Origin of the sequence: Stieleria sedimenti, from assembly GCF_025060895.1 — a bacterium.
GTDB classification, from domain to species: domain Bacteria; phylum Planctomycetota; class Planctomycetia; order Pirellulales; family Pirellulaceae; genus Stieleria; species Stieleria sedimenti.
This window is the reverse complement of record NZ_JANZKV010000201.1, coordinates 1-13,662: the sequence shown is the minus strand read 5'-3', so window position 1 is coordinate 13,662 and position 13,662 is coordinate 1. Positions and strand designations below refer to the sequence as shown.

The following is a 13,662-nucleotide window of genomic DNA, read 5'->3' as shown; positions in this document are numbered from 1 at the left end:
GATCTCACTGAATCGATAACCGATCTCACGGGACCGTCCAGCTCAAGGCGATGGCTTTTCGCAGCTACGATGGCCCTTCCGGGCTGACGTCCGTGGGACTCTCCACGGGACTCTCCACGGGACTCTCCTCGACGACCCGGAAGGGACGTCGTACTGGTTGGTCGGGACGACCTGGAAAGGACGTCGTACAACGATCCGCTGACCGCATCTGTCCGCATCACACTCAATCGACGAGATCGAGGGTCTTCGTCGCGTTTCGTGTTTTTTCTAAGCCGGATGCGATCAGGCGTAGTCGGCGAACTCGACCTGGATGCGAACGATGTCGGCGGCGCCGGCGAAAAACGCGTCCAGCACGTCGGAATCGAAGTGGGAACCGCGGCCTTCCTCGAGAATCGAGAAGCATTTCTCGCGAGGCATCGCCTTTTTATAGGGCCGCTCGGAGGACAGGGCGTCAAAGACGTCTGCCACCGCGGTGATCCGGCCTTCGATCGGGATGTCGTCACCGGCCAGTCCGATCGGGTAGCCCGTTCCGTCCACTTTCTCGTGGTGGGTTTGCGCGATGCTGGCTGCCAAACGCATCAGCGAGGTTCCATCGGAGAGGATTTCCGAGCCGGTTTGCACGTGGCTGCGCATCGTTGCGGCGTCGTGGGCGGCGAAGGGCTTGATGATCTGGCGTCCGTGTTTGACGTGCCCCTTGATGATCTCGTATTCCTCCGGTTCCAGTTTGCCGGGCTTGAGCAAGATGGCGTCGGGGATCGCGATCTTGCCGACGTCATGAAGTTGGGCGGCCAGCTCGAGATCGTCGACGAAGCGTTCCGGCAGACCGAGGTTTCGGGCGATCACGCCCGCGTAACGGCCCACGCGGATGACGTGGTTTCCGGTGTCGTTGTCACGCAGCTCGGCGGCACGGGCCAGAGAGTAGATCACTTCACGACGCGATTTTTCCAGTTCCTTCGTGCGTCGCAACACGATCTTTTCCAGTTCCGCGGCATGATAGAACAACTGGTCATGGTACATCTTGCTCTGCAGCGCATTGCGAACCCGCGGTGCAAGTTCCATCGGGTCGATCGGCTTGATCAAAAAGTCCGTCGCGCCGAGTTCAAGGCAGCGCAATTTGACTTCACTGTGAGTGTTCGCAGTCAAGATCAGCACGGGCAGGCGTTTGAATTTTTCGACACTGCGGATCTGCGACAAGATCGAAATCCCGTCGACGTGCGGCATGTTGATGTCCAACAACACGACGTCGGGTTCGCGCGTGTGAATCAAATTCATCGCGACCGTCGAATCGGTGGTCGTTTCAAAATCGCTGTGCCCGGCCTGGGACAGGATTTTCTTGGCGATCATCACGTTGGCGATCTCGTCATCGACGATCATGATCTTGCCGGGAGGGACGTCCTGGCGGCGTTCGACGCGAACCTGCGAGTCGAGGACCAAGGGGGCGTTGACCGCCGGGATCGGGATCCCCGGGCGGGACGATGGATGATTGATCGAGGAAACGTTGGAACTCATGGCACTCCGCCTAACGAAAGTAAGATTCTGCGGAACTCTTGGTTCGCGTGCGGTGGGCAGCGAATCCTATCAATCGCTTCATCGGGGTTTGGCCGTTTTCCTCAATCCGATCGAATCGGCTGTGCCGGTTCTGACCCATGGATCGCATTTGCCGGATCCGGCGACGAGAAGGCGGATCGTCCACAATCGGTGTCCGATACCTCCTGTCGCGCTGCGACGTATCGATCCGCAACGCGTTGGCGGTGGTGTCCAGCGGTGGCCATTGTGTGGTAGGTTCAACGCTCAAGCGATCGAAACAAAAAGGAGACATTCAGGATGCAAAAACGCCCACTTGGAAACACCGGTTTGGAACTGTCCGTGCTCGGATTCGGAGCCTCATCGATCGGAGCCGAGTTCCGCCCGATCGATGTGTCGGAGGCGCTGCGATGCGTGAACGTCGCGCTGGATCGTGGTATGAACTACATCGACACCGCGGCCTATTATGGGCGCGGGATGAGCGAAATCATGCTCGGACGCGTGCTGCCGCAGCTGCCACGCGATTCCTTTTATCTCAGCACCAAACTGGGCCGCTTCGCTCCCCAGCACTTCGACTTTTCAGCCCGCCGGGTCGCCGAAAGCATCGATATCTCGCTCGAGCGAATGCAGTTGGACCATTTGGACATGGTGTTCTGTCACGACATCGAATTCGTGGACCTGGATCAGATCGTCAATGAAACGATCCCCGCCCTGAAGAAAGCGGTGGAAAAAGGCAAGGTTCGATTTGTCGGGGTCAGCGGATACCCGATGAAGATCTTTCACGAGATGATTCGTCGCAGCGAGCTGGATGTCATTTTGACCTACAACCACTACACGCTGCAGAATGACATGGCACTGAGCCTGGTCGAGCCCTGTCGCGACGCCGGGGTCGGGCTGATCAACGCGGCCCCGTTTTCGGCACGGCTGCTGACCGACGCCCCCTTGCCGTCGTGGCACAAAGCGACCGACCAGGTGCGTGAGGTCGCCAAGGCGGCCGCCGCCCACTGCCGCGAGCGGGGATCGGATATCGCAAAGTTGGCACTGCAGTATTCCGCCGCCAACGAATCCTTCGCCAGTTGTGTCGTCGGATCGGCCAACCCCGATCGCGTCGCCGGCTGGTGCGATTGGCTCGACGAACCCCTGGATGAAACCCTGGTCGCCGAAGTCAAAGAGATCCTCAAACCGATTCACAATTGGGTCTACGTCGAGGGACGCCCCGAAAACAACGACGGTTGAGGGAAGTTTCAAGTACTGAGTACTGAGTACTGAGTTTGTCCGTTTCTTCATCTCCTCTTTCCCCCTGTCACATGAAATCTTGCATTACCATTTCGTTGGTCGAAGAAGCTCGCGGTGGGCCGTTCGTCCTTTGGGACGGACTCGAAAAATCGATCGCGTTTGCCGGCGAACTCGGTTACGACGCCGTCGAGATCTTTGCCCCCTCGGTGGAATCGCTGAACTTGGATTCGCTCGGCAATCTGCTCGACGGCGCGGGCGTTCGACTGGCCGCACTCGGTACCGGCGCCGGTTGGGTGAAACATCGGCTGCAGTTGGCCGATGCCGATCCGAAGAAACGATCCGACGCCCGCGCGTTCGTTCGCACCATCATCGACGCCGCCGGCGGATTCGGCGCGATGGCGATCATCGGTTCGATGCAGGGGCGCAGTGACGCCGACGTCGATTCGAAAACCGCCCGGGCGTACCTTGCCGAAGCGCTCGAAGACGGCGGGCAGCACGCCAGCCAGTACGGCGTGCCGTTGATCTATGAGCCGCTCAATCGCTACGAGACCAATCAGTGCTGCACCGTCGCCCAAGGCGTCGAACTGCTGCAATCGCTGTCGACATCCAACGTGCGATTGCTGTGCGACCTGTTTCACATGGGCATCGAAGAAACCGACATCGCCGAAGCCTTGACCCACGGCGGTGAGTTGGTCGGCCACATTCACTTCGTCGACAGCAACCGCCGGCCGGTCGGTTGCGGTCACATGCAGTACGGACGGATCATCGAAGCGCTACGGGCGATCGACTACCAAGGCTACTTGTGTGCCGAAGCGTTTCCGTGGCCCGATCCCCACGAAGCCGCCCGCCAAACCATGCGGGCGTTTCGTTATTGGACTCAAACGGACTGAGACTATCGAGCGGAAAAGGGGTCAGGCACCAAAAACCAAATGGCCCAACGGGTGCTTCGCATTTTTGGTACCTGACCCCTTTTCCGCGGCACCCTCAATTGAAATGTCGACAAAACGCTAGGCCGAGGCGAGTGACGCCGTGGGGTCGACATAGTCGTGGTGTGAACCGACCAATTCCGATTCGCTCTCATCGGTCGCCGGCGAAACCGTTCCGAAGTACAGCAGGCAAGTCACCGCGATCCCCATGCTGATCAGCGTCCAAAACGGCTGATACGAGGGACCCAGTTCGGTTTGGGTCAGAAAGACGGGCGCGGCCGACCAACCGCTGTCCGCGATGCGGCCTAACGAAACCGATAACGCATTGTTGGTGAAGTGGATCAAGATGCAGGGGACGATGCTTCCGGTTCGCAGCGTGATCCAGCCGAGGGCGATGCCCATCACGGATGCGGCGATCGACTGTTGCAAAACGCCGTGTGAGATTCCGAACATGATGGCGGTCAACACGACCGCGCGGAGTTTGCCTTTTTCGCGAACCAGTCCGCCGAAGATGAATCCTCGAAACGCGAGTTCTTCGCAAATCGCCGGCACCAACGCCATCAGCAGCACGACCGCCGCCCAGGGCGCCGATGCGATCTGTTCGGCGAAGGGTTTCATCGCCGCGGCCGCTTCTTCGCTGACCGGATAGACGTGATTGATCATCTTGGACAGCATCACATAGCTCGGGTGCAGCGTGATACCGAACAGGACCGCCAGCGGTAGTGTGGTCCAGTGTGGCATCCGCAGTCGCAAACTCTGGCGGACCGAGGTCGTCAGCATCGTCGCCATGATCAGCGCCGGGAACACGATCAAAACCTGTGGCATCATCACCAGTTTCGCGATGCCGGCAAAGTCCTGCGGCATTTCCGAAATTGTCAGACGGGCAAAGAACAGGGTGACCAGCACGATCGCCCCACAGGCGTAGGCCTGCGCGGGTGTTGCCGCGATTTGACGATCTCGCCACAAGTGCCGCACCCACATCCCCAGTTCCCATTGTTCGCCGCCGCCGAACAACACCGCTTCATCTTCGAATTGGCGTCGGGCCCAGCGGGCGGCCAGCCACAAACAGCTACCGGTGACCGTTGCCACCATCGGAACATAGAACAATGCGGTCCCATATTGGCCTTCGACCAAGGCGCGGACCAGCAAGAACATCCCGGAGACGGGAATCAGGCTGGTGCCGATGTTCAACGTCGTGCCGGGCAGCATCGGTAACATCACCAACGGCAACGTCACCATCATCAGCGGCATCAGATAGTACTGACCCTCTTTGCTGCTTTGCGCCATCGCCGCGACCGCGAGGGCAAGCGCGCTGAACAGGCAGGACAGCGGCACGAGTGCGACGAACAGCCAAAGCATCGGCACCAGTGGCGGCGCGCCCAACGCGGCGCCGGCACCGCCGACACCCATGTGCTGAAAGACCAGTGAGCTGGTCAGCAGCATGCTTCCGGCGTTGAGCAGCGCGGTCAACATGCTGAACGAAGCGACCGCGCCCAGTTTTCCCCAGACGATTTCGCTGCGCAGCGCGGGGCTACACAGCAGCGTTTCCAGTGTTCCCCGTTCCTTCTCTCCGGCGACCAAGTCGACGGCGGGATAAAACGCTCCGGTCATCGCCCAGACGAGCATGATGAACGGCAGCAGCTTGCTCCAAAACGCCGCTTCACGCGTCCGTTCGGGAGCGATGTCGGTGTCGGACCACTCAAAGGGCAGCAACATTTCGGCATCGATGCCGACGCCGGACAAACGCTCTTTGATCCATTCGCCACGCCAGGCCGCCAGCACCCCGGCGACACGTTGTCTGGCGACGACGGACTGGTCGCTGCCCACGTTGAACAACAGTTCGATGTCCGATTCGCCGTTCTCCTCTGCCGACGTCGATTTCGTTTCTGTCCCGACCAGGTCGCCCATCAGTTCGTTGTCTTTGAAGCCCGGCGGGATCAACACGACCAAATCAAACGCCCCGGTCTTGACCCACTCGTTGGCTTTGTCACGAACCGGGCGATCGGCCGACAGTTCGTCCCAGCGATAGGTCAGAAGCTCCAACGCATCGGGTTGCTCGATCAATTCGGGGGCAAACGTTTCGCCCTCGAACAGAGGCGGTGCCCCTTCGATGTTCTCGGTGCCGATGAGGCAGACCGAGGTCGGGTTTTGGCGGGTGAACTGAGCGATCTGCAAAAGCAGCATGCCCACCAGCGGATACAGCATGATGGGCAGCACGGCGATGGTGAACAGTGTTCGGCGGTCGCGCAGTTGGTCCCGCATCTCACGCATGTAGATCAGCCAAACCGCGGACGCGCGAGGCTTGCCTGCCAGTTCGGCTTGCCGTCGAATCGCTCGGGACGAATCGCTCATACCAGTTGTTCTCCCACCCCATGGTTGGCCGCCGACGGATGATCGATTCGTCCGCCGACGCGCATCTCTTGTTCGTGTTGGCTGAGCAACCCAAAGAAAAGCTCTTCAAAGTCATCTTCGCGATGGCGGTCTCGAAGTTCTTCGAGGGTGCCGCTGTCGAGAATCTTGCCGCAATACATGATCGCAATCCGATCGCACAACCGTTCCACTTCGCTCATGATGTGCGTCGAGAAGATCAGGCACTTGCCGGCCTCACGCAGCGATCGAATCACGCCCAGCAGATTGCGGGCGACCAGCACATCCAAGCCCAGCGTCGCTTCGTCAAACACCAGCACAGGAGGGTCGTGAATCATCGCCCGTGCGATCGAGACCTTTTGCTTCATCCCGGTGGACATCTTGCCGCCGGGAACATCGCGAAAGTCGTTCATTCGCAATTGATCAAACAGGTCTTCCAAACGCCTTTTTAAGGTCGTGGACTTCATCCCGTGAAGTCGTCCGAAATACTCCACCATCTCCCAGGCGGTCATGCGGTCGTAGATGGCCGTGTTGTTGCTGACGAACCCGATGTGCCGACGGACTGCGGCCGAGTCGCGAACCACGTCATACCCGGCGACGGTGGCGATGCCCTCGGTGGGTTCGAGCACCGTACTCAAGATCCGCAGCACCGTGGTTTTGCCCGCCCCGTTGGGCCCCAGCAAACCAAAAATCTCGCCCTTCTGCACCGAAAACGAGATGCCGTCAACGGCCACAAAGCGGCCACGCTGGAGATCCTCATACGTCTTGGTCAGATGTTGAACGTGGATCATGCGAAAAAGCGGGCCCAAGGAGCGGTCTGTCTGAAATGGCTTCTGGAAGCTAGCTCATTGAATGGTCCCTGTGTTTCAAATCCTGCGGCACCACCGTGGGATCGACTCATCCTCCGCGGCACAACCGACAGAAACGGCAACGCTTATGTGGGGGGGGCGGAACGGACACGCAAGTTTTCTTCTGACCTGTCGACGGATTACACTCGCACTTGACGCGTTGCCTATTACTACCAACGAACCTGAGCTTCTCCCTGTCTTCGCCGGCGGTGCCGTTCCATGCCGAAATCACCGAAGTTACGATCCAATCTCAAGGCCGCCGATCGCCGCCGTCGCCGCCGAAATCTGGCCGGTTGCGGGCACGACAGGCAGACCGACACAAGCGACGCGAATCGACGTCAGCCGGATGGTGTCGATGTCCCCCAGTTGCTGATCGAAGCCGTGCTCAGCGTCGCTGAACGAGAGGCCGCGCTCAACGACTCCGCCGTGATCGGGGCACTGCGGGCGATCAACAACCGATCCACCTCCCGCTCCGTCTTCACTCAAGCGGTCTGTCAGGAGATGATCCGTCGGCTTGATGCTGCGGGAGTCGGCGAGCCGCAGCGGCAAAAGGCGGCCGGCGAATTGTTGACGATTGCGGTGGACAACACGGATTCTCAGTCGCCGCATCGGTTGATTCGCTACCTCGCGCTGATCGCGTCGTGATCGCCCTTTCTTCACACTTGCTTCACGCGATCTTCATGATCCGACGCATGGGCGGGAAGCTGCGACGATTCGGGGGAACAGGACGGCGAATCGCGTCAAGGCGTATCGATGGTGACGGTGTTGCGATTTAATCGGCAAGCAACGATCGAACGCGTCGCCACAGTGGGGGATCCGTGTCAGCGGCAAAACTTTGTACACCGACGAATTGTCTTATGCCGCGTACGACGATGGCTGAACTGGGAAAGGGCTTGTTTGCCGAGCCTGTTCCCATCAACTCAGGGCGAGTGGCTAATCAGGTACTGATGGATCGGTACTTCACGCTCGTCGCGTCTGTTCACGGATGAAAACGAAGCGATGAAGAAAACTGATGGTGCGCGCTCGCGGCGATTTTCGCTCGCACTGGCGCTGGCGACGTGCTTTGGCACGGCGGCGGTCAACGCCGACGACACATTCTTTGGCATGCCGAGCGACAGCGCGGCGCCGGTCTATCAAACCGCCCGATTGAATCCGATCGATGATGCCGGGCTGATTGATTCGGGGGCCGAGCCTTCCGCGTCCGATGCGGTCGTTGAAGGCGAAACGGTTCCCCTCAAGGACTACGAGAAACTGCTCGGTCGCGTCGGCGATCTGGAGTCTTCCTGGGAAAAGTACCAGGACAAGCTGAAGAGCGACGCCGACGCCAAAAAGAAGAAGCCCGCGCTGAAAATCAACGGGCGGGTTCACTTGGACAACTGGAACTTCCTGGACAGCGATGCAGGGATCAACCAGTTGGAAACGGGCGATCCGACGGACGATCCGGAAGACCGTTGGGATTTCCGGCGGATTCGATTGGAGCTTTCCGGCGACGTGCCCGGCAACATGGAGTATCGAATCCAGATCGACTTCAACAATCCCAGTTCGGCGGAAATGAAGGACGTGTATCTCGGATTCACCGATCTGCCGCACAACCAAGTCCTGTTGATCGGGAACCAAAAACGTCCGATCGGCTTGGATCACCTCAACAGTAGCCGTCATAACGTCTTTGCCGAACGGCCCTTGGCGGTGGAAACGTTCAACGAAGATGCCCGTCGGTTGGGTGTTTGCATGTATGGCTTGACCGATGACGAATCGGTGCACTGGCGCTATGGTGCGTTTCTGCTCGAGAACATCAGCCAAGACGGACGCTATCGCGGTGACTTTGACGAAGCCGGTTTGTATGGCCGCCTGTCGGCTAGTCCCTGGTACGACGACATCAGCGGCGGTCGCGGTTATTGGCACTGTGCGATCGCCGGGTCGGTCAATCAGACCGACGGCGACGGCCAATTGGACAATGACCAAAACGCCAACGAAGGTCGTTTCCGAACCCGGCCGTTGGCGCGGAGCGATTCACGATGGTGGGACACCGGACGGATCCTCGGTGCCGAGGGCTACCAACAATTGGCATTCGAGTCGATGTTGAACATCGGCGCGTTGCAGATCACCGGTGAATACTTCACCACCTGGATGCAGCGTGACGCCTTGGGCGGATTCAATGGCAGTGACCTCACGTTCCACGGCGGTTATCTGTTCGCACACTACTTCCTGACCGGAGAGCACGTCCCGCTGAAGCGAAGTGCGGGAACGATCGATCGCGTCAAACCCTTCGAAAACTTCTTCGTCGTCGATCGCTGCACCGGCGGCACCGGCCGGGGCTGGGGAGCGTTGGGCATGGGGCTGCGTGCGGACTACCTGGATTTGTCCGATTCCGATATCCGCGGCGGACAAGGGTATGCGTTGACGGCCGGTCTGAACTGGTACTGGACCGCGTACTCCAAGATCCAAGCCAACATGGTGATGGGTGAAATCGAGAACGCCGGCCAAGGTCGCTCGGCCGTGCCGCTGGCCGCCGGTATCGATGGCGATTTCAGTATTCTCGGTTTCCGCTACATGATCGACTTCTAACGATCCGTTCGATGTCAGACGCCCCAACGGGTGTTTTCACAAACCACTCCATTTTAAGTAGAAGTCATGTCCATTCAAAAAAACATTCTGGCCGCCCTGTTGCTGGCCGCCACGCTCTGTCTGCTCGATTGCCACACTGCGTTTGCCCTCGGCGGTAAACTGCTCGATCAAACCGGCTGTGCGTGCTGCCCCGTGTGCGACCATGTGTGCAAACTCGATGCCGAACAGGTCGAAGAGGAAAAGACTTGTTTTACTGTCGAATCCAAAGCGATCTGTATCCCGCGAGTTGTCTTTCCGTGGCAGAAAGCCAAGAAGGCTGCCTGTGCATCGTGCGATGCCTGCGACGGACTCGGTTGCACCGCGTGCGTGCACAACGGAGCCCGCGTCCGCAAGGTCTGCGTGCTAAAGACTGAAAAGTACAAGTGCCCCGCCTGCAAGTACACCTGGACGGCGGAAAAGAAGGACCGCTGCGGCTGCTGCCCCGGTTCGTGCACAGGTTCCTGTGGGGCCGGAGCGGGCTGCGATAGCGGTTGTGCCGCCGCGCCGATGGCGTTGCAGCCCGGCCAGGCATCGGTTCTGTCGGCACCAGTCGCCGAGCCCGCGGTGGATGCACCCGTCGATGCGGCGGACTACTATCGGCCGGCCGCAAAGGATTTGCCGATACCGGCGGTGGCTCCGCCGAAACCCGTCGCCAACTGAACTCCCTCCGCCGCAGGATCTTTCAGGAGACCACCGCATGTCCCGAGCGTTATTGGTGATCGATGTTCAACGCGAGTATTTCGACGGAGCACTGCCGATTTCTCATCCCGCAGGACACCTCGAATGCATTCTGGAGGTGATGGATCGGGCGGCCGAAGCGGAGGTGCCCACCGCCGTCATTCGTCACCACCAAGCCGATCCCGAATCACCGATTTTTCGCAAGGATTCCGAGATGTGGCAATTGCACCCCGAAGTCCAATCGCGCCCCCGTGATGTGCTGATCGACAAGCAATGGCCCGGGTCGTTTACCGGAACCGAGTTGGAGGATTGGCTGAACAAGACCGCTGCCGACACGATCAGCATCGCCGGATACATGACCCACATGTGCTGTGACACAACCGCCCGCCAAGCCTTTCACCGAGGCTACAAGGTGGAGTTTTTGCGTGACGCGACCGGCACACTGACGGTGGAAAACGAAGCCGGCAAGGCGACCGCGGAACAGTTGCATCAATCGATTCTGGTCGCCCAGCAGATGTTTATCAGCGAGGTGATCGGCAATGAAACCTGGAAGCAGCGCGTGGAAGACGCTCGCTGAGTGGACTCGATGGTTGGCAGAATGATGAAGTGGCAGAATGAATCTGGCTCTGCGATCTGAGCGGTCAGAACATCATTCTGCCCCGTATAATTCTGCCACTCCCTCTCCAACCGCCACCGGACGATGGGCGGGAAGCTGGGCTTTGAAATCGCCGAGGGAGTGCCAGTGATGCGTCTGATTCAAGTCGACCTCGGCGATCGCAATCGTTCCGAATTCTTCTGCGGCGGCGAGGGTCGAACCGTCCAGCCCGTAGATCGCTGATCGAATCCAGTCGTCGGTCGACCGGGTGTACGTGCTGCTGACCACCACCGCGGGAAACTCCGGTTCCGACTGTGGCCGAATCCCGCGGCGAAAGGAGTCGATTGCCGGCGCGGCATGTTTGACTTTTTGGCCGTTCTTGTCACGCCACAGCAGCCGCGCGATCGCGGAGCGGCGGGGGTGTTCGATCCCGTCGGTTTTCCGCAGCACCGAGAATTGGTAGTGCCGACCGCCGACGACGGGGACGCTGCGTCGCCAATGCCCGCTGAGCCCCTGGCGATCGTCCGCTCGGATGATGAGTTCAAGCCCGGTCGGGTCCCCATCTGCAGAAGGCTTTGATTGAAAGATCGGTTCAATCTCCTCGCGTGGGGCCACGCTCGTCCAGTCTTCCGCCGTCGCGTCCACGGCCGCCGATGGCGTGGACGCCAGCAGGACCAGTGGGAACAGGGCAACCAGCGGGAAGCGATTCAAACACATCCGATTTCTCCGCGGAAACGAGGACCATCTCTTCAGATTCGAAGAGCTGTTCGGACCCCGGTGGGAATCTCCACGTTCACTTCAGGCAGATCCGACCCCGTCGGCGTAACGGGACAGACCCTCCCCTCGCTGCGCTCGACCCTCCCTGCCAGGGAGGGTTACTTCAGACGTGTAGATACCAATGCCCGGGGAGAGAGTGACGAAAACTCTTTGTTGTCAACGACTTAAAAACTGCACGAGCTCTCGGGTGGGGGGGCGGCGTCGTTTTCAGGTCCGCAACCGCAGCTTGAACCTGGAAAATGCGGGGCGCAACGCCGCGCGGCCGTCCGGACTGAACCCCGACGGGGACACCCCTGTCTGTCCCCACAGCGGTTCCCCTCTGCCCGGGTGTAAGGTGCACCGGGAGCGCCGGGGATCAGGCCCTTGCTGGTCTGACCTCTCAAAATTATCCTACCGGGCTCAAATTTCAGGACTTTCTTTCCCTTTCACGGTCAAAACCGGACTGATGCCCAGCCCCACTCAGCGACACGTTCTCTCCGCTCTGGTCCAGAACGTTCCCGGGGTACTCGCCCATATTTCTGGGATGCTTGCCTCGCGTGGCTTCAACATCGACTCGCTCGCAGTCGGTGAAACCGAAAACAAGACGCTCTCTCGTATGACTTTTGTCGTCGTCGGCGACGATCGAGTGCTGGAGCAAGTACGCAAGCAGTTGGAGAAGATTGTCACGGTCGTCCGTGTCATCGATGTCAGCAGTCGCGATTTCGTCGAACGGGATCTTTTGCTGCTGAAGGTCCAAGCCCCCTCGGGGCCCAAGCGGGCCGAAATTCGTGAGCTGGTCGATATCTTTCGCGGACGCATCGTCGATGTCGGGCCGGAAGAGCTGATGATTGAGATCAGTGGCCGAGAGAACAAAGTCCAGGCGTTCATCGAACGCGTCCGGCCCTACGGGATCACCGAGTTGGTCCGAACGGGGCGCGTCGCGATGGTACGAAGCGATTCGGACCTCTCCATCGCTGACGAAACCGCCAAGGCGACCGCCTGAATTCTCCCTCGGAACTCCTTCCCTACCACCTTTCCAATCACCTCGAGACCATTTCATCATGGCAGCCACCATTTACTACGACAACGACGCCGACCTCTCGCACCTCAAAGGCAAGACGGTCGCGATCCTTGGCTACGGATCCCAAGGCCACGCGCAGGCACAGAACCTGCGTGACAGCGGCGTCAATGTCATCATCGGCCAACGCCCCGGTTCGGCCAACTATGACCTGGCCGTTTCCCACGGCTTCGAACCCAAATCGATCGCTGACGCCACCAAAGAAGCGGACGTGATCAACATTCTGCTGCCCGACGAAGTGCAGGCCGATGTCTACCGCGACGCGATTCTGCCGAACCTTTCCAAAGGCAACGTGCTGATGTGTTCGCATGGATTCAACATTCACTTCGGGCAAATCGCCCCTCCCCAAGGAATCGACACCCTGCTGGTCGCACCCAAGGGACCAGGGCACCTGGTCCGCAGCGAATATGAAAAAGGCGGCGGCGTCCCGGCGTTGATCGCGCTGGGCGAAGGCGCTGCGGAAACCACCAAGCAGATCGGTTTGGCCTATGCCAAGGGGATCGGCGGAACGCGAGGTGGTGTGATCGAAACCTCGTTCATGGAAGAGACCGAAACCGACCTGTTCGGCGAACAAGTGGTGCTCTGCGGCGGCGTCAGCGAACTGGTCAAGGCCGGATTTGAAACTCTCGTCGAAGCCGGTTATCAGCCCGAGATGGCGTACTTCGAGTGCATGCACGAGCTGAAGCTGATCGTCGACCTGTTGTACCAGGGCGGACTCAGCTACATGCGTTACAGCATCAGCAACACGGCCGAATACGGCGATTACGTCACCGGCCCCCGCATCATCACCGACGAAACCAAGGCCGAGATGAAACGCGTCTTGGAAGAGATTCAAAACGGCACGTTCGCCCGAAACTGGATCCTGGAAAACCGCGGCGGCGCCGCATTCTTCAAAGCCACCCGCCGACGTGAACGAGACCACGGTGTCGAGCAGATCGGCCGCGGGCTGCGAAAAATGATGTCCTGGATCGACGAAAAAGAGGTCTCCTGATCCTGCCCAGGCCCTGGCGGGCAACGCTGTGAAGCATTTTTCCCATGTGTTTCTTGAGG

The 13,662-nt window shown here is 59.5% G+C and carries 12 protein-coding genes; 8 read left to right on the top strand and 4 right to left on the bottom strand.

Going from position 1 to position 13,662, the window contains the following annotated elements:
- Nucleotides 1-282: 282 nt before the first annotated feature.
- A complete protein-coding gene (locus NZK35_RS24770) occupies nt 283-1,509 on the bottom strand; it encodes an HD-GYP domain-containing protein (protein WP_259635211.1) in 1,227 nt (408 codons plus the stop codon).
- A 315-nt stretch (nt 1,510-1,824) separates the two neighbouring features.
- Between NZK35_RS24770 and NZK35_RS24765 the strand changes: the two genes are divergently transcribed.
- Together NZK35_RS24765 and NZK35_RS24760 are read left to right on the top strand one after the other, a co-directional pair.
- Nucleotides 1,825-2,760 (top strand): aldo/keto reductase, encoded by a 936-nt coding sequence (locus NZK35_RS24765; RefSeq protein ID WP_259635210.1) that lies wholly within the window; start codon nt 1,825-1,827, stop codon nt 2,758-2,760.
- A gap of 71 nt (nt 2,761-2,831) precedes the next feature.
- Nucleotides 2,832-3,650, top strand: a complete 819-nt coding sequence (locus NZK35_RS24760) for a sugar phosphate isomerase/epimerase family protein (RefSeq protein ID WP_259635209.1) — start codon at nt 2,832-2,834, stop codon at nt 3,648-3,650.
- Nucleotides 3,651-3,767: 117 nt separating this feature from the next.
- On the opposite strand, the gene NZK35_RS24755 is transcribed toward NZK35_RS24760, so the two are convergent.
- Together NZK35_RS24755 and NZK35_RS24750 are read right to left on the bottom strand one after the other, a co-directional pair.
- Nucleotides 3,768-6,038, bottom strand: coding sequence for an ABC transporter permease subunit/CPBP intramembrane protease (locus NZK35_RS24755; RefSeq protein WP_259635208.1), 2,271 nt, complete (start codon nt 6,036-6,038; stop codon nt 3,768-3,770).
- On the bottom strand, nt 6,035-6,844 hold the full coding sequence (locus tag NZK35_RS24750; RefSeq protein WP_259635207.1) for an ATP-binding cassette domain-containing protein: 810 nt from the start codon (nt 6,842-6,844) through the stop codon (nt 6,035-6,037). The genes NZK35_RS24755 and NZK35_RS24750 overlap by 4 nt, the downstream gene beginning before the upstream one ends.
- Nucleotides 6,845-7,120: 276 nt before the next feature.
- Here NZK35_RS24750 and NZK35_RS24745 point away from each other — a divergent pair, with 276 nt between their 5' ends.
- From NZK35_RS24745 to NZK35_RS24730, 4 genes are all read left to right on the top strand, one after another.
- Nucleotides 7,121-7,546, top strand: coding sequence for a hypothetical protein (locus NZK35_RS24745; RefSeq protein WP_259635206.1), 426 nt, complete (start codon nt 7,121-7,123; stop codon nt 7,544-7,546).
- 354 nt (nt 7,547-7,900) lie between these two features.
- Nucleotides 7,901-9,466, top strand: a complete 1,566-nt coding sequence (locus NZK35_RS24740) for an OprO/OprP family phosphate-selective porin (protein WP_259635205.1) — start codon at nt 7,901-7,903, stop codon at nt 9,464-9,466.
- 66 nt (nt 9,467-9,532) lie between these two features.
- Nucleotides 9,533-10,165 (top strand): hypothetical protein, encoded by a 633-nt coding sequence (locus tag NZK35_RS24735; protein ID WP_259635204.1) that lies wholly within the window; start codon nt 9,533-9,535, stop codon nt 10,163-10,165.
- A 37-nt stretch (nt 10,166-10,202) separates the two neighbouring features.
- Complete coding sequence (locus NZK35_RS24730; RefSeq protein WP_259635203.1) at nt 10,203-10,760, top strand: cysteine hydrolase family protein; 558 nt, start codon at nt 10,203-10,205, stop codon at nt 10,758-10,760.
- A 72-nt stretch (nt 10,761-10,832) separates the two neighbouring features.
- On the opposite strand, the gene NZK35_RS24725 is transcribed toward NZK35_RS24730, so the two are convergent.
- Nucleotides 10,833-11,495: a hypothetical protein gene (locus tag NZK35_RS24725; RefSeq protein ID WP_259635202.1), complete on the bottom strand. Its 663-nt coding sequence runs from the start codon at nt 11,493-11,495 to the stop codon at nt 10,833-10,835.
- A gap of 505 nt (nt 11,496-12,000) precedes the next feature.
- Here NZK35_RS24725 and ilvN point away from each other — a divergent pair.
- Nucleotides 12,001-12,537 carry an acetolactate synthase small subunit gene (gene ilvN / locus NZK35_RS24720; RefSeq protein WP_259635201.1) on the top strand — a complete coding sequence of 179 codons (537 nt, stop codon included), beginning with the start codon at nt 12,001-12,003 and terminating at the stop codon, nt 12,535-12,537.
- Nucleotides 12,538-12,595: 58 nt separating this feature from the next.
- The gene (gene ilvC / locus NZK35_RS24715; RefSeq protein WP_259635200.1) at nt 12,596-13,603 is read left to right on the top strand and encodes a ketol-acid reductoisomerase; all 1,008 of its coding nucleotides are present in this window, start codon (nt 12,596-12,598) and stop codon (nt 13,601-13,603) included.
- Nucleotides 13,604-13,662: the final 59 nt, after the last annotated feature.